The organism is Candidatus Poribacteria bacterium, from assembly GCA_009839745.1.
In the GTDB taxonomy this organism is placed as follows: domain Bacteria; phylum Poribacteria; class WGA-4E; order WGA-4E; family WGA-3G; genus WGA-3G.
The window spans coordinates 64,187-84,900 of sequence record VXPE01000111.1; the positions used below are offsets into that span (position 1 = coordinate 64,187).

22 protein-coding genes are annotated in these 20,714 nt (G+C 47.6%); 17 read left to right on the plus strand and 5 right to left on the minus strand.

Annotated features, from left to right (window positions below):
- Positions 1-31: 31 nt before the first annotated feature.
- The 6 genes from pcrA to F4X88_17335 all read left to right on the plus strand — a co-directional run bounded on the left by pcrA (position 32) and on the right by F4X88_17335 (position 7,645).
- Positions 32-2,236 (plus strand): DNA helicase PcrA, encoded by a 2,205-nt coding sequence (gene pcrA / locus F4X88_17310; protein ID MYA58043.1) that lies wholly within the window; start codon positions 32-34, stop codon positions 2,234-2,236.
- Positions 2,237-2,256: 20 nt separating this feature from the next.
- Positions 2,257-2,592, plus strand: coding sequence for an Asp-tRNA(Asn)/Glu-tRNA(Gln) amidotransferase subunit GatC (gene gatC, locus F4X88_17315; GenBank protein ID MYA58044.1), 336 nt, complete (start codon positions 2,257-2,259; stop codon positions 2,590-2,592).
- A gap of 123 nt (positions 2,593-2,715) precedes the next feature.
- Positions 2,716-4,194, plus strand: a complete 1,479-nt coding sequence (gene gatA / locus F4X88_17320; GenBank protein MYA58045.1) for an Asp-tRNA(Asn)/Glu-tRNA(Gln) amidotransferase subunit GatA — start codon at positions 2,716-2,718, stop codon at positions 4,192-4,194.
- Positions 4,194-4,673 (plus strand): hypothetical protein, encoded by a 480-nt coding sequence (locus tag F4X88_17325; GenBank protein MYA58046.1) that lies wholly within the window; start codon positions 4,194-4,196, stop codon positions 4,671-4,673. Before gatA ends, F4X88_17325 begins: the two co-directional genes overlap by 1 nt.
- Positions 4,674-4,705: 32 nt before the next feature.
- Positions 4,706-6,145, plus strand: a complete 1,440-nt coding sequence (locus F4X88_17330; protein MYA58047.1) for a S41 family peptidase — start codon at positions 4,706-4,708, stop codon at positions 6,143-6,145.
- Positions 6,146-6,157: 12 nt separating this feature from the next.
- Entirely contained in the window at positions 6,158-7,645 is a 1,488-nt protein-coding gene (locus tag F4X88_17335; GenBank protein MYA58048.1) for a CoA-acylating methylmalonate-semialdehyde dehydrogenase, read from the plus strand.
- A 174-nt stretch (positions 7,646-7,819) separates the two neighbouring features.
- Here F4X88_17335 and F4X88_17340 read toward each other — a convergent pair whose 3' ends face one another.
- The 3 genes from F4X88_17340 to F4X88_17350 all read right to left on the minus strand — a co-directional run bounded on the left by F4X88_17340 (position 7,820) and on the right by F4X88_17350 (position 10,576).
- Positions 7,820-8,323 carry a hypothetical protein gene (locus F4X88_17340; GenBank protein MYA58049.1) on the minus strand — a complete coding sequence of 168 codons (504 nt, stop codon included), beginning with the start codon at positions 8,321-8,323 and terminating at the stop codon, positions 7,820-7,822.
- A 122-nt stretch (positions 8,324-8,445) separates the two neighbouring features.
- Positions 8,446-10,338, minus strand: coding sequence for a hypothetical protein (locus tag F4X88_17345; GenBank protein ID MYA58050.1), 1,893 nt, complete (start codon positions 10,336-10,338; stop codon positions 8,446-8,448).
- Positions 10,322-10,576 carry a hypothetical protein gene (locus F4X88_17350; GenBank protein MYA58051.1) on the minus strand — a complete coding sequence of 85 codons (255 nt, stop codon included), beginning with the start codon at positions 10,574-10,576 and terminating at the stop codon, positions 10,322-10,324. Before F4X88_17350 ends, F4X88_17345 begins: the two co-directional genes overlap by 17 nt.
- A gap of 29 nt (positions 10,577-10,605) precedes the next feature.
- On the opposite strand from F4X88_17350, the gene F4X88_17355 reads away from it, so the two are divergent.
- From F4X88_17355 to iolG, 10 genes are all read left to right on the plus strand, one after another.
- Positions 10,606-11,169 carry a type II toxin-antitoxin system VapC family toxin gene (locus tag F4X88_17355; protein ID MYA58052.1) on the plus strand — a complete coding sequence of 188 codons (564 nt, stop codon included), beginning with the start codon at positions 10,606-10,608 and terminating at the stop codon, positions 11,167-11,169.
- Positions 11,141-11,542 carry a hypothetical protein gene (locus F4X88_17360; GenBank protein MYA58053.1) on the plus strand — a complete coding sequence of 134 codons (402 nt, stop codon included), beginning with the start codon at positions 11,141-11,143 and terminating at the stop codon, positions 11,540-11,542. Before F4X88_17355 ends, F4X88_17360 begins: the two co-directional genes overlap by 29 nt.
- Before the next feature lie 132 nt (positions 11,543-11,674).
- Complete coding sequence (locus F4X88_17365; protein ID MYA58054.1) at positions 11,675-13,303, plus strand: tetratricopeptide repeat protein; 1,629 nt, start codon at positions 11,675-11,677, stop codon at positions 13,301-13,303.
- 139 nt (positions 13,304-13,442) lie between these two features.
- On the plus strand, positions 13,443-14,246 hold the full coding sequence (locus F4X88_17370) for a site-specific DNA-methyltransferase (protein MYA58055.1): 804 nt from the start codon (positions 13,443-13,445) through the stop codon (positions 14,244-14,246).
- Complete coding sequence (locus tag F4X88_17375; protein MYA58056.1) at positions 14,227-14,814, plus strand: HNH endonuclease; 588 nt, start codon at positions 14,227-14,229, stop codon at positions 14,812-14,814. Before F4X88_17370 ends, F4X88_17375 begins: the two co-directional genes overlap by 20 nt.
- Before the next feature lie 3 nt (positions 14,815-14,817).
- Positions 14,818-15,636 carry a hypothetical protein gene (locus F4X88_17380; protein ID MYA58057.1) on the plus strand — a complete coding sequence of 273 codons (819 nt, stop codon included), beginning with the start codon at positions 14,818-14,820 and terminating at the stop codon, positions 15,634-15,636.
- An 11-nt stretch (positions 15,637-15,647) separates the two neighbouring features.
- Positions 15,648-15,986 (plus strand): type II toxin-antitoxin system RelE/ParE family toxin, encoded by a 339-nt coding sequence (locus F4X88_17385; GenBank protein MYA58058.1) that lies wholly within the window; start codon positions 15,648-15,650, stop codon positions 15,984-15,986.
- Positions 15,983-16,390 carry a hypothetical protein gene (locus F4X88_17390; protein MYA58059.1) on the plus strand — a complete coding sequence of 136 codons (408 nt, stop codon included), beginning with the start codon at positions 15,983-15,985 and terminating at the stop codon, positions 16,388-16,390. The genes F4X88_17385 and F4X88_17390 overlap by 4 nt, the downstream gene beginning before the upstream one ends.
- 82 nt (positions 16,391-16,472) lie before the next feature.
- Entirely contained in the window at positions 16,473-17,366 is an 894-nt protein-coding gene (locus tag F4X88_17395) for a TIM barrel protein (GenBank protein MYA58060.1), read from the plus strand.
- 32 nt (positions 17,367-17,398) lie between these two features.
- The gene (gene iolG / locus F4X88_17400) at positions 17,399-18,418 is read left to right on the plus strand and encodes an inositol 2-dehydrogenase (GenBank protein MYA58061.1); all 1,020 of its coding nucleotides are present in this window, start codon (positions 17,399-17,401) and stop codon (positions 18,416-18,418) included.
- A 7-nt stretch (positions 18,419-18,425) separates the two neighbouring features.
- Here the strand turns inward: iolG and F4X88_17405 are convergent, their stop codons facing one another.
- Together F4X88_17405 and F4X88_17410 are read right to left on the minus strand one after the other, a co-directional pair.
- Positions 18,426-19,160 (minus strand): ABC transporter ATP-binding protein, encoded by a 735-nt coding sequence (locus tag F4X88_17405; GenBank protein MYA58062.1) that lies wholly within the window; start codon positions 19,158-19,160, stop codon positions 18,426-18,428.
- Positions 19,161-19,175: 15 nt separating this feature from the next.
- Entirely contained in the window at positions 19,176-19,853 is a 678-nt protein-coding gene (locus tag F4X88_17410; protein ID MYA58063.1) for an ABC transporter permease, read from the minus strand.
- Between the two features lie 231 nt (positions 19,854-20,084).
- Here F4X88_17410 and F4X88_17415 point away from each other — a divergent pair, with 231 nt between their 5' ends.
- Positions 20,085-20,714, plus strand: coding sequence for a hypothetical protein (locus F4X88_17415; GenBank protein MYA58064.1), 630 nt, complete (start codon positions 20,085-20,087; stop codon positions 20,712-20,714).

Genomic DNA, 20,714 nt, shown 5'->3' on the forward strand with positions numbered 1-20,714 from the left:
TCCCCGAATACAACCAGGCAAGAGGTAACCATTGACCGATAACCTATTAAGTTCCTTAAATGAAGTCCAGCGCGAAGCCGTCCAACATACCGAAGGACCACTCCTCATCTTATCCGGTGCAGGCAGCGGAAAAACGCGCGTCATCACACACCGCATCGCCTATCTACTCGAACACCACGACGTCTCTCCCTACCGTATTCTCGCTGTAACTTTTACGAACAAGGCAGCAAAAGAGATGAAAGATCGGCTGGATGTACTCGTGAAAGGCAGTGTTAGCCGCGACCTCTGGGTAGCAACCTTCCACGCCACCTGTGCGCGTATACTCCGTCGAGATATTGAGAAATTGGGCAAGAATGCGGAAACTGAAAGCGTGTCTCGATCCAGAGACCACGCCTATACCCGCGACTTTACCATCTTCGATACGGGAGAGCAAGCTACACTCGTCAAAGATGTACTCCGACAGCTGAATTATAGTGACAAGCAGTACAACCCGCGCGCGATCCTCAGCCATATCAGTCGTGTGAAAAATGAGTCTATATCACCGGAGGCGTACCGGCATATCGCAGATGGCTATTTCGAGCGAATCGTTTCGGAGGTCTATGTGCTCTATCAAGATGCACTGCGTTTGAACAACTCGCTTGATTTCGATGACCTGTTACTTTTCACGGTGAGACTCCTGAATGAAAATTCCGAAGTCTGTCAATTTTATCAGAACAAATTTGAGTATATACTCGTTGATGAGTATCAGGATACGAATCGATGTCAGTATGAGCTGGTAAACTTATTGACTGGCACGAAACAGAATATCTGTGTCGTCGGAGACGATGACCAATCTATCTACGCTTTCCGTGGTGCGGACATCCGGAATATCCTCGATTTTGAGAAGGATTATCCGAACACACGCGTCCTCCGTTTGGAGCAAAACTATCGTTCCACGCAAAATATTTTGGATGCCGCATGGGGTGTTGTCCACAACAATAAAGCGCGAAAAGCAAAGAGGCTCTGGACAGATAACGACATGGGCGAACCCATTACCTGCTACGAAGCGATGGACGAAAACGACGAGGCGGGTTACGTCGGCACGCAGATTGAGGATTGGCACGCTGAAGGTGTGGATTACAAAGATTTTGCTGTCTTTTACCGAACCAATGCCCAGTCCAGAATCTTTGAGGAGGCGTTCCGCGCGGCAGACATTCCGTATCAGATTGTCGGAGGAGTCGGTTTCTATGATCGAATGGAGATCAAAGACCTCCTTGCCTACCTCCGTGTGGTCTGCAATCCCAACGACTCTGTGAGTGTTCGACGTATCATCAACGTGCCGAGTCGGGGCATCGGGGCGACAACGCTTGACCGGCTCATGAATTTTGCGGCACGCCAAGGAATCTCTCTCTTTGCAGCTATCCAGCGCGTCGACGAAATCACCGCGATTAACCGCGGCCTTCAGACGAAAGTGCAACGCTTCGCCAAAATTTTTGACGATTTCGATGCTGCTATGCTACCCGCTGATGCCCTCGATCATGTGCTGAAAGTAACAGGCTACCTTAAAAATTTAAAGGCGCAGCGGACAATTGAAGCGCAGAACCGCGTTGAAAACATTGAGGAATTGATTAACGCCGTTATCGAATATGAACAGAGCACGCCTGAACCGACCCTTTCAGATTACTTGGAGAACGTAGCACTCACGGCGGATATAGATGCTATGGAGACCGACACCACCGATATGGTGACGTTGATGACCCTGCACAGTGCGAAAGGTTTGGAGTTTCCGTTTGTTTTCATCGTCGGGATGGAAGAGGGGTATCTCCCGCATAAACGCTCTATTGATGAGGCAATGGAAGCCGCAATAGAAGAGGAACGTCGACTTTGTTATGTTGGAATCACACGGGCAATGGAGCAGCTTTATCTCTCGCATGCAAGTGAACGCAGAATGTTTCGAGAGACATTGTATCCCAGCCCATCTCGTTTTATCTCTGAAATTCCAGAACATCTCGTCAAGCATGTGGATCGATACCGATCTCCTTTCCGCCAATCAGGAAGTCTGGATGAGGTCGTTTCTGAAGATGTGGTGGATTATCAGGTTGACCAGATTGTTCTCCATCCGCAATTCGGAAGGGGAAAGATAACAAAAATCAGTAGATCGGGGCATGGCGTTTATGTCACCGTTCGGTTTAGTCGTGGGGGTACAACAAGACGACTTGACCCATCACTTACACCCTTGACAATATCTGACTATTAGTGAGGAATAAAATACGAAAAATGGCAACCACAATTACCGTTGAAGGTGTCCGCCATGTCGCAAATTTGGCGCGTCTTGAGTTTAACGAAGAAGAGACAGAACACTTCACTGAGCAGCTTGCCCGCATTTTGGACTACATCGGGAAATTGAATGAGCTCGAGACGGATCATGTGCCACCGACATCGCACATCCACCCACATCAAGTTTTTATTATGGGGTCGGAGGCTGAGGCATCTCATGTCGCCAAGCCGGATGTTGTCAAACCCTCATACCCCCGCGAAGAGGTGCTTGCGAATGCCCCTGAAGCTGCAGAGGGATACTTCGGTGTTCCCAGAGTGGTTGACCGCAGCCACTAAGTAGCTATCGGCTGTCGACAAGATGGCTTTATTAAAAATTCTTTCATAATATAGAGGCGGTTAGACTTAACCGAAAACCACTGCGTAATGTAATGGAGCAGTGACCAGATTGAATAATTAAAAATGCTTTATGAATTGACGGCACACGTCCTACATGAGAAACTCAAAGCGCGTGAGATCACTGCCGTAGAACTCACCGAATCTGTTTATGCACGTATCGCTGAGGTGGAGCCTCACGTCAAGGGATACTTGACACTCACAAAGGAGCTTGCCTTAGAGCAAGCGAGTCGTGCCGATACAGGATTTCAGAACGGTGACGATATGCCTGCCCTCGCTGGCATCCCGATTGCGATTAAAGATGTGATATGCACGCAGGGCGTCCGCACGACCTGTGCCTCTAAGATCCTTGAAACCTTCGTGCCACCCTACGACGCGACCGTCATGACGAAACTCCATGAACAAGGCATCGTGATGCTCGGTAAGACGAACATGGATGAATTTGCCATGGGGTCCTCTACTGAAAACTCGGCATATCAGATTACGCACAATCCGTGGGATTTGGATACCATTCCCGGTGGTTCCAGTGGGGGCTCTGCTGCGGTTGTGTCTGCGGATACTGCTATCTGTTCGCTGGGTTCGGATACGGGAGGATCGATCCGCCAACCCGCCGCGCTCTGTGGTGTTGTTGGAATGAAGCCAACGTATGGACGGGTCTCGCGTTACGGTTTAGTCGCATTCGCCTCCTCGCTCGATCAGATCGGTCCGTTTACCAAAGATGTCACCGATTGTGCCTTGCTACTCAACGCCATCTGTGGGAGTGATGCGATGGATGCCACCTCCGTTGATGTCCATGTGCCGGATTTCACACAGAGTCTCATTAACGACGTGAACGGTTTGAAAATCGGGATCCCGAAGGAGTATTTCACGGAGGCGTTAGACGCAGAAATTGCCGATCGCGTGCACACTGCCATCGCTGTGCTTGAATCCGTCGGTGCCACGGTTGAGGAAATTTCTTTGCCACATACCGAATATGCCATTGCGACGTATTACATCATCGCCCCCGCTGAGGCGAGTGCCAATCTCGCAAGATACGACGGGGTCCGCTACGGTTACCGGAACGAAAGTCCGGAAGATCTGATTGATATGTATAAAAGGACAAGGAGTGAAGCGTTCGGTGAGGAGGTAAAGCGCCGAATTATGATCGGTACCTTCGCGCTGAGTGCTGGCTACCAGGACGCATATTATCGGAAGGCACAAAAAGCACGGACGCTCATCAAATCTGATTTTGACGCAGCGTTTGAGAAAGTTGACGTTATTGCAACACCTACTTCGCCTACACCGGCATTCAAAATAGGCGAACGGACTGCGGATCCGTTGCAAATGTATCTTTCCGATGTGATGACGACACCTGCAAGTCATTCGGGGTTGCCCGGTATATCTCTTCCCTGCGGTTTTGTGGAAAATGGGTTACCCGTTGGGTTGCAATTGCTCGGCGCACCTTTTGCAGAGGAAAAAGTCCTACGGGTTGCTTACACCTTTGAGCAGAATACGGATCACCATCGACAGAAACCACCAATTGTGACCGATGGAGTTGTTTCATAATGAACACCTTGACAGCACCGTTCGGCGGACTCCTTGGGGCGGCGATAGGCGGGGTCCTTTGGGCAAAATATATCCAGTGGACAGGACGGACCGCTGGCTTCATTGCTATCGGTATCGGTATATTGACTGGCGTCGGGATACTCCTCACGAGCAGCCGAAGTCTTGAGCGTGATGCGAGAACGATGTGGCGTGTTGTCAGTGCTGCCGCTGCGGTTTTCGCGATACTCGGTATTTTTATCGGAAAATATCTGGATGTCCAGTGGAATGCGGTTGCCGAAATCGCGGAGCAACTGAGCCAAGAGCATAATATATCCATAGCGCAAGCCATGCCGACCGCGACGGTTGTGTTTAAGGGGCAGTCCGTTTGGGAACTGATGCAAGCCCGGATGAGTCGTATTGATCTGCTCTACTGTGCTGCCGCAGCCTTTATCGCTTTTCGGATTCCGAGCATCCAAAGGCTACGAAACTACTTTTATTAAAAAACTATAATGTCGGCGGGAGGGAATAAAAAGTGAAATTTTTAACGGTCGGTTTCGGGAACTCGCGAATTTCGCCCGGAACCTGTTTTCGAATCTTGTTATCAGTGTTTCTTATCTGCGCGTTTCTACCGTTCGGTTGGAGTTCAGAAGAAACCTCCGATGATATATTGGTAGAGAATCTTGCGCTTTTCTCAGAGATCCTTGCTTATATTAAACAGGCACATCTCGAAACACCGGATTCCAAAGAACTGATAGAGGGTGCCATCAATGGCATGCTTCGCAAATTGGACCCATACAGCCAATTCATTCCGGACATCGCTGAGTTCCGAACGCAGAACCGCGGCAAATACGGCGGTCTTGGGATGCTTATCGGAATTCGGGAAGATATGCTGACTGTGGTTACACCCTTTAAGGGGAGTCCTGCTTCATTGGCAGGTTTGCAAAGCGGAGATGTTATTAGCCATATTGAAGGTGAATCGACCGCTGTTATGACCTTGAACGAGGCAGTTGACCAGCTGCGGGGTGAACCGGGAACCCCTGTCTCCATTACGGTCGTGCGTCAGAACGATAATCGTCCTGTTGAGGTTACTGTCACGCGTGAAGTCATTCGGATTCCGAGCGTTGAACAGGATATCATCGGAGATAATATTGGCTATATCAAAATCAATCAATTTCTTGATACGACAGCGAACGACGTAGATAACGCCTTTGTGGACTTCAAGGCACAGGATGTCCGTGGTGTCATTCTTGACCTCCGCTTAAATCCTGGCGGACTCCTCACTTCAGCCGTTGATATCGCGAGCGACTTCCTCACCCCCGGTCAACTTGTTGTTTACAGTAAAGGCATTGAGACGCGCGAGGACTTCAAGGCGAAAGGGATAAAAAGGGAGTACTTTCCGCTGATTGTACTCGTTGATGGTGGGAGCGCGAGTGCTTCTGAGATCGTCGCTGGCGCCATCAAAGACCACGGGCGAGGACTTGTCATGGGCAATAAGACCTTCGGGAAAGCATCCGTTCAACGTGTGTTTCCGCTGAGCAATTCAAAAGCTGCTGTGAAATTAACCGTCGCGAGTTACTTTACACCGAACGGGGTCAATATTGACAAGGTCGGTATTATCCCTGATGTTGAGTCCGCATGGTTTAGCCGTTCTGAACGCCAGATGCAGTTGAAACTCCGAGATCATGAGAAACTTAAAACTTTTATGGAAGAGAATGGGGATGATGTGTTAGCACAACTCGCAGCCGCTTCTCACGCCTCTCGTGATGACCGGCAGGCGGCAAAACTGCTGCGCAGTTATCAACGCTTGAGCGACGCACTCACCGAAGAACAGATTATCCTCAGCGATATCGGCATTAAATACGCACTTGCCCAGATTACAGAAAATTCTCGTGACGAACTGGAGCATGATCCGCAAATCGTTGCCGCTATAGAACAATTGAAAGTACTTGAACTCTTCGCGAAGGAGAACTAAGGAGGATATACGATGGAAACCGATGTTAGTCTTCTTAAAAGCGGGAACCTACAAACGCCGCTACCGAACTACGTTAATAACAGATGGCAAAAATCCGAGGCGGCTGAGCTGATCGATGTCACAAACCCAGCGACTGGGGAAGTTCTCACGCAGGTGCCGCTTTCGCCCGCGCAAGAGGTCCATCAAGCCGCTACAGCTGCTGCTGAGGCACTCCACGAATGGCGACGGACACCCCCGGTTGAACGTGTGCAATACCTTTTCGCCTTGAAAACCCTTTTAGAGGAGAACTTGGAGGACATCGCCAGAACGATTACGTTGGAATGCGGTAAGACGCTTGACGAGGCGAAGGGTGAAATGCGACGCGCGATCGAGAATGTTGAGGTCGCCTGCGGGATCCCGACACTCATGCAAGGCACCAACTTGGAGGATATTGCTACCGGTATCGACGAATTTATGATTCGTCAACCTGTTGGTGTGTGTGCTGCAATCGCACCTTTCAATTTTCCGGGGATGATTACTTTCTGGTTTCTACCGTATGCCATTGCCTGCGGCAACACTTACATCGTGAAACCTTCCGAAAAAGTGCCGATCACTATGCAAAAGGTGTTTCAGCTACTGGAACAGACAGGACTGCCGAAAGGCGTTGTCAATCTTGTGAATGGTGGACGCGAGACTGTGGATGCAATCTTAACGCATCCAGACATCCGAGGTGTCAGTTTCGTCGGTGCGACTGCGACTGCTAAAGAAATCTATGCGAAGGCTGCTGCAAACGGCAAACGCGTTCAGTGTCAAGGGGGTGCGAAAAATCCGCTGATTGTCCTTCCTGATGCTGATCCGCAGTTTACTGTCAATGCGACGGCTGAGAGTGCCTTCGGATGTGCCGGGCAACGGTGCCTTGCCGCCTCCCTTACGTTCACTGTTGGCGAGGCGCGTTCTTGGTTCACAGAAGCCATCGCAGACACCGCTACGGATCGAGTGGTCGGAAATGGACTGGAAGAAGGGGTCGAAATGGGACCCGTCATCACTTCCGAGAGCAAAAGCCGAATTGAGGGGCTTATTCAAGCCGGGGCTGATGAGGGGGCGCAACTCCTCGTTGATGGCAGGTATCCGAGTATCCTTGGTGGTGAAAACGGCAATTTTATTCGTCCAACAATCCTCAATGACCTGAATCCACAGGGCGATATTGCCAAGACCGAAATCTTCGGACCGGTTTTAGGGCTTATCCATGTTGAGACGATTGACGACGCAATCCGACTCATCAATAGCGGGCGTTACGGGAACATGGCGTGTCTCTTTACGAGTAGTGGCGCGGCTGCCCGTCAATTCCGTTATGAAGCAGAGATTGGGAATGTCGGCATTAACATCGGCGTCGCCGCGCCGATGGCATTCTTCCCCTTCAGTGGGTGGAAAGATAGTTTCTTCGGTGACCTCCACGGTCAGAGTTGGGATGCCGTAGATTTCTTCACCCAGAAGAAAGTCGTCGTTGAACGCTGGGCATAACTTTTGTATCTCTTTGTTAACGAAGTTTTTAACTTCGCTGATGCTCTCCAACAAGGTAGGTGCGGTTTCCTAACCGCACCTTTAAACCTCGTTACCCAGGTTATCCAATCTATGTAAAATTAAAAAAGGTCGGGCGTGTTTGCCCGACCCAAATTGATTGTGAATGAAACTTACTTAACGGTGACGACGGAACTCTCGCTGGCTACGACGACGTTCGCTGACGCGTTTCTTTGCTTCCGTCTGCCGTTTCTTCGTCAGTTCCGTCAGTTTCGTCATCTGCTCTTCCGTCAAGACCTCCTTGAGACTCGCGTAGAATTGTGTCTGCGTTTCCTTGATGCTCTCGCGTAATTTCTTCACTGCCGCCCGCTTTTCGTCAGATGCACGCGCTTCCTTAATCTGCGTCTGCAGTGCTTCACGGGTTTTCTGATAGATCGGATGCACCTTCGCTAACGTCTCTGTGTCAAGTTCCACACCGAAAGTCAGATCTATCCACGATTGATTGAGTGTCGCCACCGGATTTAGCGTAGCGATCCGACCCCGAGTTGCGCGGGCATTGTCTTTGCGATATTCTCGTTTGTTGCGAACCTCTCGATGCGCTGCTGCCGTGTTTTCAAAAACGAACATTCCGACCATTGCGATTGCTGCGATTGCGCTAAGTACGAACCATTGCTTTTTCATTTTTCTATCTCCTATTAGAATTATGATTTTGTGAATGCCCAATTATCTTTTTAGGAAAGGCATTTACATCTTGCTTTTGCTTATTTAGTCAGATCCGTTCAGAAAAGGTTCGTTTTTTTATTTTACAAGGGATGCTTATAGGAGGGTGCATTGGCAAAACGGTGCATCCCTAATTCCAAGTCGATTTGCGTGTAGGGCGGTAGCTGGACATGGAGAGATGTTCCATTAACCGAGATGGTGTTTCTGTTCTGAGTGTCGTTGATGCTTACCGACGTGAAATTGTGTTCACCCATCGCGCCTGCTTGCACAATGACCTCCCGCGGTTCTGTTGTGTTCAGGTTGACGAGTTGGAGTTCTGTGGTATCCGCAGTCATCTTCGTAACCAACGCCCCGACATCGCGTGGCAATCCCGGTCGCTTCTGCTGTCCGTCAAAGTGCCGAACTCGCGTCACGAGCAAGCCGCCGTTGTAATGCGGCAACGGACCCCCACACGTGAGTTGAACCAGTCCTTCACAGGCGATTGGATTCCGTCGTTGGAAATAGGCATCTCCATAGTTGGCGGGGTCTTCGTCATCGTCGGCCATAAACGCAAGACGTGCTTCGACTTGGGAGAGATTGTGATTGAGAATTGTTTCTGGGTATTCGGGATACTCGCCGCGCATGTATGCGAGCCATGCGCCGTCGTGTCCTCCGCTGTCCTTGATATGGTGCCACGCGTTGATGTCGAATTTCGAGCCTGTCCTTTTGGCGATTTTTTTTGCCCGTTCCTGATCCATCGGTTCCATTGACAGTGCCCATAAATGCGCGACATCCGACGGATGCATCGGCATGAACTCAAACCAACCGTCCACTTGCAAAGCGGTGCCATCTTCGTTTGTAATCGGGTATTGTAGCCAAGCACCAGGTACGTAGTCGACTTTGCCTGGATCCCCATACTTCTGTGGAACGTAGAGTTGGTCGTTCTTCTCAATTCCTTTTTCGATGAGAACGTCAATTTGTGAGCGCGGAAAGTCGAGATATGCCGTATCCTGCCAGAGCAACGTAGCATTCTGCGCCGCGATACCTACGGCTTGCCCGATGCTATGCCATCCGTGGGGCCAACTCCAACCGTAGTAAGCACCATACCACTTGCCATCTATGTGTTCCCCGATCGTTCCTGAAAGTCCAACATTGTCTGGGACAATACCGCCGTTTTCCGCTGTCCGCTCGATCCACGCATTGACATATTCCCGAACCCATGCCTTGTATTTCTCTTCACCCGTCAGTAGGTAAGCATTCGTAGCAAGCGTTGTCGCCGTGAGATTGACAACCGCGTCTCCTACACCCTGACGTTCATGGTTTATCCTTCCCATACGCTCACGTAACGCTTCATTGTCCCTGACGGCTTCATGACTCGTGCCTCCGGGGATATCGTAAAAGGGCATATTATAGCCGTCCCAAGGGAAGTATGGATGTCCAGCGAAAGCCCAAAATGCCGGACCCTTGCTCCCGTTCATAGCGCACTTGATGATCTTGTGTTGTTTGTCGTAGTTTGGTGCATCCGGGTCCTCGTCCATGAAGAATCCTGCAAACCGTCTTGCGCGTTCGATGTGCTTCGGGTTTGACGGGTCCGCCATACAGAGCATGTAGAAGAGGTAATTCCCTTCGCCTTGGTGAAACCAATCGTAACCGGGTTGGTATTCTTTCACCACCATCGGGTAGCCGTGACCTGTCCCGTATCGCGTCATATCGTTTGTGATGACATCGAACTCTGTGTCCGCATCCGCCAAGAACCGTTCATCGCCCCCGAGCATGTAAAAGAGGGACCAGTTATGGAAGCTCTCGTAGGCGTCGTCCAGTCCGTCGATGCTCTGAAAATCTGGGTGTGTGGGCCAGAGCAGCGTCCCGTCTGGGCGCGTGTATTTCTCCAGGACTTCTGGTCCTGCGGAGTTCATTTTGTCGATAAGTTGGCGTTCCAACACAGCCCACATTGGCGGTGTGTTAATAGCTGTTCGCGCTTCAATCGTTGGAAGCATGGTTTTTTACCTCTTGTGTTTGGATCGCGGTTGGTTTCAGTATATCATATCTTCGTGTGTTCGTGAAACTTGTGTTGTAGCATAATCGGAGTCGTTCATTCTTCCGTAGGACGGGACTCCGAATCCCGACTCTTATTAATCCTTCCCCGTTGGCGAGGTTTCTAACCTCGCCTTCTGACAGAATCAGCGGAAAACCGAAAACTGCATAGTTCTGATCATGATTGGTTTTCCTTGACATCTGGCTCCATATCGTGATATGCTAATTCAATAAAGCAGACCAATTTGTATTATGTTAACTTACGATCAATAAAAGTCACCGAACAAAGTCTGGATATACGTGTGCCGACCAATTTGCCATTCTGGAAAATTTATCTTGATACGTGTTGTTTGAGTCGGCTTCTTGATCCGCCAACACAGGTCCGACTTATTGAAGAGGCCCAAGCTATTAGGAGAATTCTAATTCATTTTTTAAGGACGCACTGGTACTGGATATCCAGCAAAATTGTAGTTGATGAAGTTGAGCAAACCCCAGATTTAGGAAAACGGATTCAGGTCGAAACCTGGCTAAATCTCGCACACCAGATTGTTATTGTTGGAGCGAGAGAAATATCAAGGGGGCGACAACTTGAGTCGTTGGGTTTTAAGGAGCAAGATGCTTTGCACATCGCTTGTGCTGAAAGTAGTAAGGCAGATATCTTTCTAACAACCGATGATAGGCTACTCAGGAGAGCACAACGCTATCAGACACGACTTTATATTCGGGTTGAAAACCCGGTTACATGGTTAGAGGAGGTAACAGAAAGTGGACATTTTAGAGATGACCGATCTTGAAATCTATGAACTTGGTATTAAGGAACTTATAGAACAAATTGGTCCAGTATATACTGAGCGGTTTCTCCGACAGTGTAAACCGAACAAGTATGATTATTCTGTTGAGCGGCATAAATTGTTAGCAAATCAGTCTGGTATTGACGAGATTGTAGCGCGTATCCGGCGGAGAGAAGCAGAGCGAAAAGAGGAAGAACGTATCAAAGCCGAAAGAATCACCGCGTGGCGAAACGGATTATTAGAACTCACCGATCTTGAAGTCTGTGAACTTGCGGCTAAAATCCTCATAGATAAACTACATGTATACGGATATGTAGGGTTCTGTCAGCAGCATTTCAAAAACCTCAATGCTGAGCAACCTATTGATTTACCGTAGTGGTCTTTGCTGAACAGCGATACCAACGTAAAACCAAATCAACAAATACAAGAAACCGATCCGCAGGATTAATTGAATCCCTTTATTACTCTACCTTTTGAGTAAAGAGATTCTTCTTGTGAAGGAAGGCGAATGCACGACACATCCCATTCCCAAAATGAACTCAATAGGGTTTTAGAAAAAATTCAAGAGATAGTAGAAAAATCCGCTGGCGGAGATTACATCTATCGGGGTGAGCCAGAGCGTTATCAAGAATTTCCTTATCATGGAAAGGTTTCCTCAAGTCTGTATCGCTCATTATTGATTGATTCGATAGTGGAAGAAGGTATAGAAGAGTACTGTAAAGTTATTGAGCCTAATATTCCGGACATGGAAAGAGAGATTTTGGGATTGGCGAAAGAGTATTTGTATGGAACTGCCAGCGAAACACCCGATGATTTTGAAATCTTAGCGCGACACCAGCATTATGGTGGCAAAACCAATTTTATAGACTTCACGACTGACTACCTAATTGCTCTCTTTTTTGCTTGTGATCGATCTTATCACAAAGATGGCAGGGTTATCTTACAAAAAAGAGAATCGGGAGATTATCAATCAAAAATACCTCCAGAAACAATTAAGCGGGTGGAATCTCAGAAAAGTATACTGCTCCAGTCGCCAAAAGGTTTTATCACTCCAGACGTTGAGGTGATTATTCCAAAAGAACTCAAACTTTCTATCCTAAACTATCTCGAAAAGCATCATGACATATCTACCAAAAGGATTTACAAAGATATCCATGGATTTATAAAATGGTTAGACGGATACTTTGACCCTATGCTAGAGTTTGGTAAAGGGGTAATCTGTCAAAATAGGGCGAGTTTAGGGAATAACATGCAGGAGAAATTGAAATGGTATGAAAAAGCTTATGAGCATTTTACCGAAGCATTGAAACTAAAATCAGATTTCACCGAAGTTTATATTCATCGCGGAGTTGTTTTTCGCGATGTTGACCGGTTTGATCCTGCTCTTAAAGACTTTAATAGCGCAATAGAAATAGATCCAGAGAGTGCCAATGCGTATGACGACCGCGGAGTATGTTATGCTGAAATGGGTGATACTGAAAAAGCACTAAATGACTTCAACAAGGCGATAGATTTGAATCCAAAGAGCGCAAAGTCCTATAACAGTCGCGGCATAACTTACAAAGATATGGGTAAAATTGACTTAGCAATGAAAGATTATAATAAAGCAATAGAACTGGATCCAGAATTTCCCGAGGTCTATAACAATCTGGGTATAATTTATGACGAGAAAGGTGAACATGATTGTGCCATCAAGAACTATAGCAAGGCAATAGAACTGAAATCCTATTATGTGAGTGCCTATAATAATCGCGGTCGTGCCTACCGGGTCAAGGGCAATATTGAACTTGCCATTGAAGACTTTAAAACTGCAATTATAGGAGAATCTGATTTTGCTGAAGCTTATTACAACCTCTGCGAGACCTACCTTTTCAAAGGGGACTTGGAGTGTGCTTATACTGACTTGACTAAACTAGCAATACTTCTGTCGTCTCCTTATGCGTGTTTTGCCCGCGGTATAATTGGGTTGTGCCAACAACAATGGAAACAGGCTATAGCAGACTTTACTGTTGCTGAAGATAACGGGGTAGATATCGTTGCTTTATTTACTAACGGCTACAAAAGTATTGAAGATTTTGAGGAAACAAATGATATTCAGATACCAGAAGACATCAGGGAGATGTTGAGTCCACAGTAACCCAAATCTTGATGCATAGTTTCCATTTTTGTTTTCACATACTTCACATTGTTGTGGTATGTTAATGCAATAGGACGCATGGATACGGTTTTACACGTGGGAATTTCTCAATACTCACCTTAATGCATAGGAGACAGATGTGTATTTTGGCAACGATCAGTTCAGAATAATCAACGGAAATGTACTGACTACACGCGCTATAAAAAAAGATAGCATTGACCTTATTGTTACATCACCCCCTTACAACGTTGATATAGAATATAACTCAAATGACGATGCCCTTTCTTATACCGACTATCTTGCCTTTTCCAAAAAATGGTTCACGCGTTGTTTTCGATGGCTTAAGTCGGATGGGCGTTTCTGTCTTAATATCCCCTTAGACAAAAACAAAGGTGGTCAACAACATGTCGGTGCGGATCTTACCAAACTCGCAACCGCTATCGGATTTCAATACCACTCTACCATTGTATGGAACGAAGGCAATATCTCCAGACGAACTGCTTGGGGGTCATGGATGAGAGCGTCCGCGCCCTACGTCATTGCTCCTGTTGAGTTAATTGTAGTTCTTTACAAAGAACAGTGGAAGAAAACGAGTGGCAGTGGACAATCGGATATGAACCGGGAGGAATTCATGGAGTGGACAAACGGTCTCTGGACTTTTCCCGGTGAGAGTAAGAAACGTATTGGGCATCCCGCTCCCTTTCCTTTAGAACTCCCGCGGCGTTGTATCAAACTCTTTAGTTACGTAGGTGACACTATCCTTGACCCGTTTATGGGCAGTGGGACTACTTTAGTTGCTGCCCAATTGAACAAACGTCGTAGCATCGGGATTGATGTCGATGAATATTACTGTGAACTTGCGAAGGAACGGGTAAGTCAGGCTGCAAATCAATTGTATCTGTTTGAAGAAAAAGGGAAGTCACATGGCAAAGACAATTCGTGAACTTGTGTTCGAGTATTTCGTGAATCATCCTAACGAGGAACTTCAGCATGGCCCCGTGGTTGACTGGGTGTCGGAACAATATTTTCAAGAGCATGGTAAAACTCCGCGGGATCCTTGGAGAACCGTTAGGCAACTCCATCAAGAAGGAAAACTAATCAAAGTCCGGAAAGGCATTTACAAGTATGACCCGGATTATGTCCATGAAGTGGTACTATTTGAGTTTTCCCCACGGGATAGAGAAGCTATTTTTGAACGCGACGGCCGTCGTTGTGTTGTCTGTGGACGTGGAGAAGCAGATGGCCTTACGATCGCCGCTGACCATATCAAACCGAAAGATAGAGGCGGCACCAATACCATTGATAATGGTCAAACCCTCTGTTATGAACATAATTTGCGCAAGAGTAACTATTCACAGACCGAGGCTGGTAAAAGGTACTTCATCAGAATGTATGAAACAGCATTAAAAAACCAGGATGAGAAGACGAGAGTTTTCTGTGAAGCCGTTTTTGATGTTTATGATGAACACGGTGTCAACGGCCATATTGACCGACCCGACACGGAGGATTGATTAGTGAAAAATGGAACTGAACCCATCAAAGCAGCCCCAACAGCGCGTGGAGGAACCAGTCTTGATGGAAGGAGAAACATTCTTACAGATGCGCTTTACGAGATGGAATATGATGATACATTAGTGGACACACTCATAGAAAGAAATGTCATTGATTTCAGCATCGTTGACTACACGAGCCATATTATATACCAACTTAAGGAACACTATGGGGAATCCGTTTCATGGGGTGGCCTTGAAGACGCTGTTGCTCTTGAAGGCTTGGCTGCTTCTTTGACAGGAGAACTTGGGAAAAACTGGCGTGCTGCTGAGGGCGACACTTTTCGAGAACGGATCCGACATGTTATTACCGACCCAATTGAAAACTTAGGAATGAAACTGATTAGCCGCTATGAGTTGGAGAATAATGGGACTTTCTCCGAAGAATTAGAGAATGTTAAACAGTATCTCGCAATTGATTATGGGGAATTCAATGCTTATCTCCCGGATGTTGATTTTGTTATTTACACCCCTGAAAATTCTCGTGTTATCGCTGTAATCTCGTGTATCGTTAATTTGAAAAACCTAATCATTGAGCAGGCTTATTGGAAACGCAAACTTCAGGCGGACGAAAATAGTGCTTCCGTCAAATACTACCTCATCACGGCTGATATAAGCAAAACCCTGGAAATTGTGGACCTACCAAAGAAGGAACGAGTCATTGCGGAGGCAGAGCTAGATGGCACGTATGTACTAACAGCGGAAGCACCCGAGGAGAGTGACAAGGTCAAACTGTTGGAACATTTCATTGAGGATCTTAAGCGGTTACTTGAAAAGCATTAAATTTACCAACAATGCATACCTCACGCCTACGAAATATACAGGTCTATCGCGCACTAAACGGTAAAGAACCTTTTAATGAATGGTTGAAATCAATTCAAGATAGAAAAACAAGAGCTCGGATTCGGGCAGGATTGGAACGACTCAGACTCGGAAATTTCGGGAATGTCAAATTTCTGGGGGAAGGGGTACTTGAACTGCGTTTCCACTTCGGAAGAGGTTATCGGATTTATTTTGGCGAAATCAGGAATACGATCGTCTTGCTGCTGTGCGCGGGTGATAAATCATCACAGACACGAGATATAGAACGGGCAAAAAGTTACTGGCTGAAATATAAGGAGGAAAACCTATGAAAAAAATGAGGACATGGAAAGAGTGTCTCATCGAAGACCTCGCTGACCGGGAGGAAGCGATTCATTATCTCCAAGCTATTCTTGATGACTATTACAGTTTCGGACAGACGCTTATCGTCCGGGAAGCCCTAAAAACAGTTATCGAAGCACAAGGCGGGATTTCCAAACTCACGCAACACACTGATATTTCGCCACAAACCTTAGAAACCGCGCTATCTAATACGGATACACCGCTGATTGACGCAATCGGTGTTGTTCTGAACGCACTCGGATATCAGCTTTTAATCCAACCCATAGTGGACGAAGATGCTAATCTTGAACTGGCTACAGGCGAGCCAAAAGTAGCAAAAGCAACCGCACATCTATCGGAAGATTCAGGAACATCACATCGCGTGACGAACTGATGAATCAGGTACGGTGAAGGAAGAATAGGCAACCGTAAGTAGATGGGAAAAGATTTTAAACAAAAGTGAGTCTATAAATTCTATGAAAATTGCAAATGCCCCGTGTTCGTGGGGTGTACTTGAGTTTGAGTTAGACGGCGAAGCACCCGACTATGCCCAGGTATTAGACGAGATGCACGAAATCGGTTACCTCGGCACCGAGTTAGGCGATTGGGGGTTCATGCCGACGGATGCAGAACGCCTCCATGCCGAACTTAAAAAACGTCAATTAACGCTGTTAGGCGCATTCGTAGCGGTCGCACTCGCTGACGAAAAAACACACGCAGCAGGTGAGGAATCGGCACTGCGTCACGCCCGTTTGTTAGCGGATGTCAGTGGAAAAACGCCATTTATCGTGCTGTCAGATGATAATGCTACCACAGAGCTGCGGACCCGCTACGCCGGTCGTATCCGTCCTGAACACGGATTGACACCAGCGCAGTGGGACACTTTTATACAGGGCGCGCACCGCATCGCCCAATCTGTCCGGGACGAGACAGGACTCCGCACGGTCTTCCATCCACACTGTGCCGGATATGTAGAGACAGCGGCGGAAGTGGACATGTTGATGGAACGCACCGATCCGGACCTCATCGGATTGTGTTTCGATACAGGACATTACCGATTCGGTGGCGGTGATCCGATTGAAGCGTATACCCGCCATGCCGATCGCGTCTGGCACGTCCATTTCAAGGATTGTCATCCCGATATCGCTGCCCGTTCCCGTAAGGAGGCGTGGGATTATTTTGAATCAGTTGGGAACGGCGTTTTTTGTGAGTTAGGCAACGGAGACGTTGATTTTCCGGCGTTCCTTGGGGAATTACGAAAACAGGACTATGAGGGGTGGATCGTCGTGGAGCAAGATGTCTTGCCGGGGATGGGGAGTCCTTACGAGAGCGCAGAACGAAATCTACAGTATCTGAATTCAATTGTGTAGCACGAATAAAATCCATGTAGGAAAGGTCTTTGATGAACAAATCCTCGAAAGTCGGTGTTGGCGTTATCGGGTCAGGACGTATCGGAGCACTCCACATTGAACACCTTTCCCAAAACATACCGGAAGCCGAACTCATCTCCGTTTGCAGTTTGGATGCCCCCGGTGTTGAATCCCTCGCGAAGCAGTTTAATATCCCAAAGACAACTGACGATTATACCGCACTTTTGGCGGATCCCCAGATTGAAGCAGTATTAGTGGCATCTGCCACCAATACACATGTCGAAATGAGCCAAGCCGCGGCGCAGGCAGGGAAACACGTTTTTTGTGAGAAACCGATCTCCTTAAATTTGGAGCAGATTGATGAGACTTTGGCGATTGTAGAAAGGGCAGGGGTTAAGTTTCAGGTCGGTTTCAACCGTCGATTTGATGCAAGTTTCGTGCGGGTCCGAGAAGCCGTTACTTCTGGAGAGATTGGCGAGCCGCACATCATGCGAATCACGAGCCGAGACCCCGCACCACCACCGATCGAATACGTCAAGGTCTCCGGGGGCATCTTTCTTGACATGACGATCCACGATTTCGATATGGCGCGCTATCTCCTCGGAGACGAGGTTATTGAGGTGTATGCAATAGGTGGTGTACGCGTTGATCCGAAAATCGGTGAGGCGGGTGACATTGACACCGCCGTTATCACTTTACGGTTCCGAAATGGGGTTATCGCAACTATTGATAACAGCAGAGAGGCTGTCTACGGTTACGACCAGCGTGTTGAAGTTTTCGGTTCAAAAGGGATGGTTACGGCAGCGAACCCGCCGATAAATACTGTTACTTTTAGCGGTAGTGAAGGGACCCGCGCTGCGTCCCCTCCGTATTTCTTTGTCGAACGTTACAAGCCAGCATTCCTTTCGGAGCTGCGAGCGTTCTTTGCGTGCATTCAGGAAGACACGCCACCGCCGGTTACAGGGAACGATGGTCGGGCACCTGTCGTGATCGGTTTCGCAGCGTTGAAGTCGCTTCGTGAAAACCGTCCTGTCCTGTTGTCGGAGGTCTAAAGGTTTTTTAGTGACCCTCCCCGCCGACTTCGCCGACTTCGATGTCAATCTCGTCTCGGTTCCTGATGCGTTCCACGAGTCCATCTCGGATGTCCACAATCCGGTCAGAGACATCTAACATCTTCAGGTCGTGTGTTGCTGAAATAACAGTAACCCCTTGTTCTTTATTCAAGCGTTTGACGAGGTCGATAATCTCACGTCCTGTAATCGTGTCGAGGTTTGCTGTCGGTTCGTCGGCGAGAATGATACTCGGATCGTTCGCGAGTGCTCTGGCGATAGCAACACGTTGACGCTGACCCCCTGAAAGTTCGTCAGGGAGGTGGTACATCCTATCACCCAATCCTACCATATCCAGCAACTGTTCCGCTTTTTCATTGCGTTGTCTCTCAGGGATGCCAGCGAAAATCATCGGTAGCGTTACATTTCCATGCGCGCTCCGCACGTGCAGCAAATTGTAACTTTGAAAAATGTAGCCCACGCGATGACACCGAAACGCCGCAATTTGTCTTTGCGAAAGATGGGACATATTTTGTCCGTCGATGTAAACTTGACCCTCCGTAGGACGATCGAGAGCACCGATCATATTAAAAAGCGTGGATTTGCCTGAACCCGAGGGACCCATCAACGAAATATACTCTCCACGTTCAATCTCAATGTTGATGCCGTCCAAAGCACGAAGAATGTTTGAACCCATGCGATATTCTTTGACAACATCTTCAGTTTTCACAACGATATCAGCCATAATTGTCCTCCGTGCTTATACCTCGGTACGCATTGCTTCAGCAGGCGGAAGTTTCGCCGCGCGCCATGCAGGAAACGAGGAGCCGATCACTGCCAAAATCATACCCAGAATACATCCCAATAGGATGACGACGATAACACCGAGCCGCATTGTTCCGTCTTCAGGCTGCGCAGGTAACAGTGGAAAATAAAAGAATAAGTCTAACCCGTAGTCTTTAAGCCCTAAAAGCACTGCGCCCAGTGTTCCGATAAGCGCGCCGATGAGTGCTCCCGAAAACCCCTGAAATCCTGATTCAAGGAGGAACAGTCTAACCACGAACCCGTCTAACGCACCGAGACATTTCATCGTGCCGATCTCGCGAAAACGCTCTGTTACCGCCATGAGCATTGAGTTCGCAATACCTACCACACAGACAATCAGCGACATGATAATCAACCAGATATCTTTTGTGGAAATGCCTTTTTCCGTTGTCTCTTCAAAGGTATTAATTGCTGATTGTCGTCCGCTTTCCTGTAGGGCGAGACCGATTTCGTTATTTGTCCAAACCGAGACTAAAAATGCAATACCGAGTGTGATACCAGCCGTCGTAATGATTGAACGCCCAAAACGGATTTTCAAACTCTGAAAACTGATGCGTAAAGATTCTACAAACGGGAGATCAATTTGTTCTTCAATTGGTGTTCTCTGCTGCAAATGTCTATCTCCTTATCTTGGATTTGTATCTATTTATGCCTATTTTATCAAATTTACAATTTTAGGTCAAGTTTTTCATGCATTAAGGTCAAGGACATTTAACGCTCAAGCCCTCTTTGCGCCAGCAGAACAATATATCTATAGAAAAAGCTTTACATACCCATTGGTGTATACAGGATTGACATTTCGGTTTCTCGTTGCTATACTGGATACCAAGGCAGGTACATATTGATGTTCCAAAAATTTTTCTCTTCCCCGCTACTGTTGTTAATTATCGGTATATTGTGCTGGAGCACACCGATTTTTGCACACGATGCGTTCTATCCACACCATCGCCAGGATTTTGAAAGCATGACGCGCCGTCGTGAGTTGCGAGGCACCGTTATCCTGAGTACCTCCGTTTTTCTTTGTGTGCTCGGAGCGATAGTCTATGTCGCTTTACGAAAGAGTAAAGAGATGGATGACGCAGATGAGAGTGATACGAAAGCGGTTCAGGAACGTCTGGAAAACGCTGTAAACAGAGCGGCAAACGCAGCGAGGCGTGTCCTTAACTCTGGGGAAGACATTGCAAAAGCTGCCGAAACAGCCCTCATAGTCTATGCTGAGGCATCCGGTGTAACATGGCAACCGCGTTCCTATGGACACAGTCGTTCAGAATCGGTTTCGTACCAAATTCGGTGCAAAATTGGCACTGATATTGTTACCCTCAGCATCAATTCTGAAGTGGTTCAATTAAAAGCAGAACACAACTTCTCTAAATCAGGGACCAGTTCGCAAGGAACCCCGAGAAGTGCAAGTGTTGTGCTGAGAATCGCAGGTGAGGAAAAGCAGAAAGACGTTTTGAGTGGAGATAACCGATAA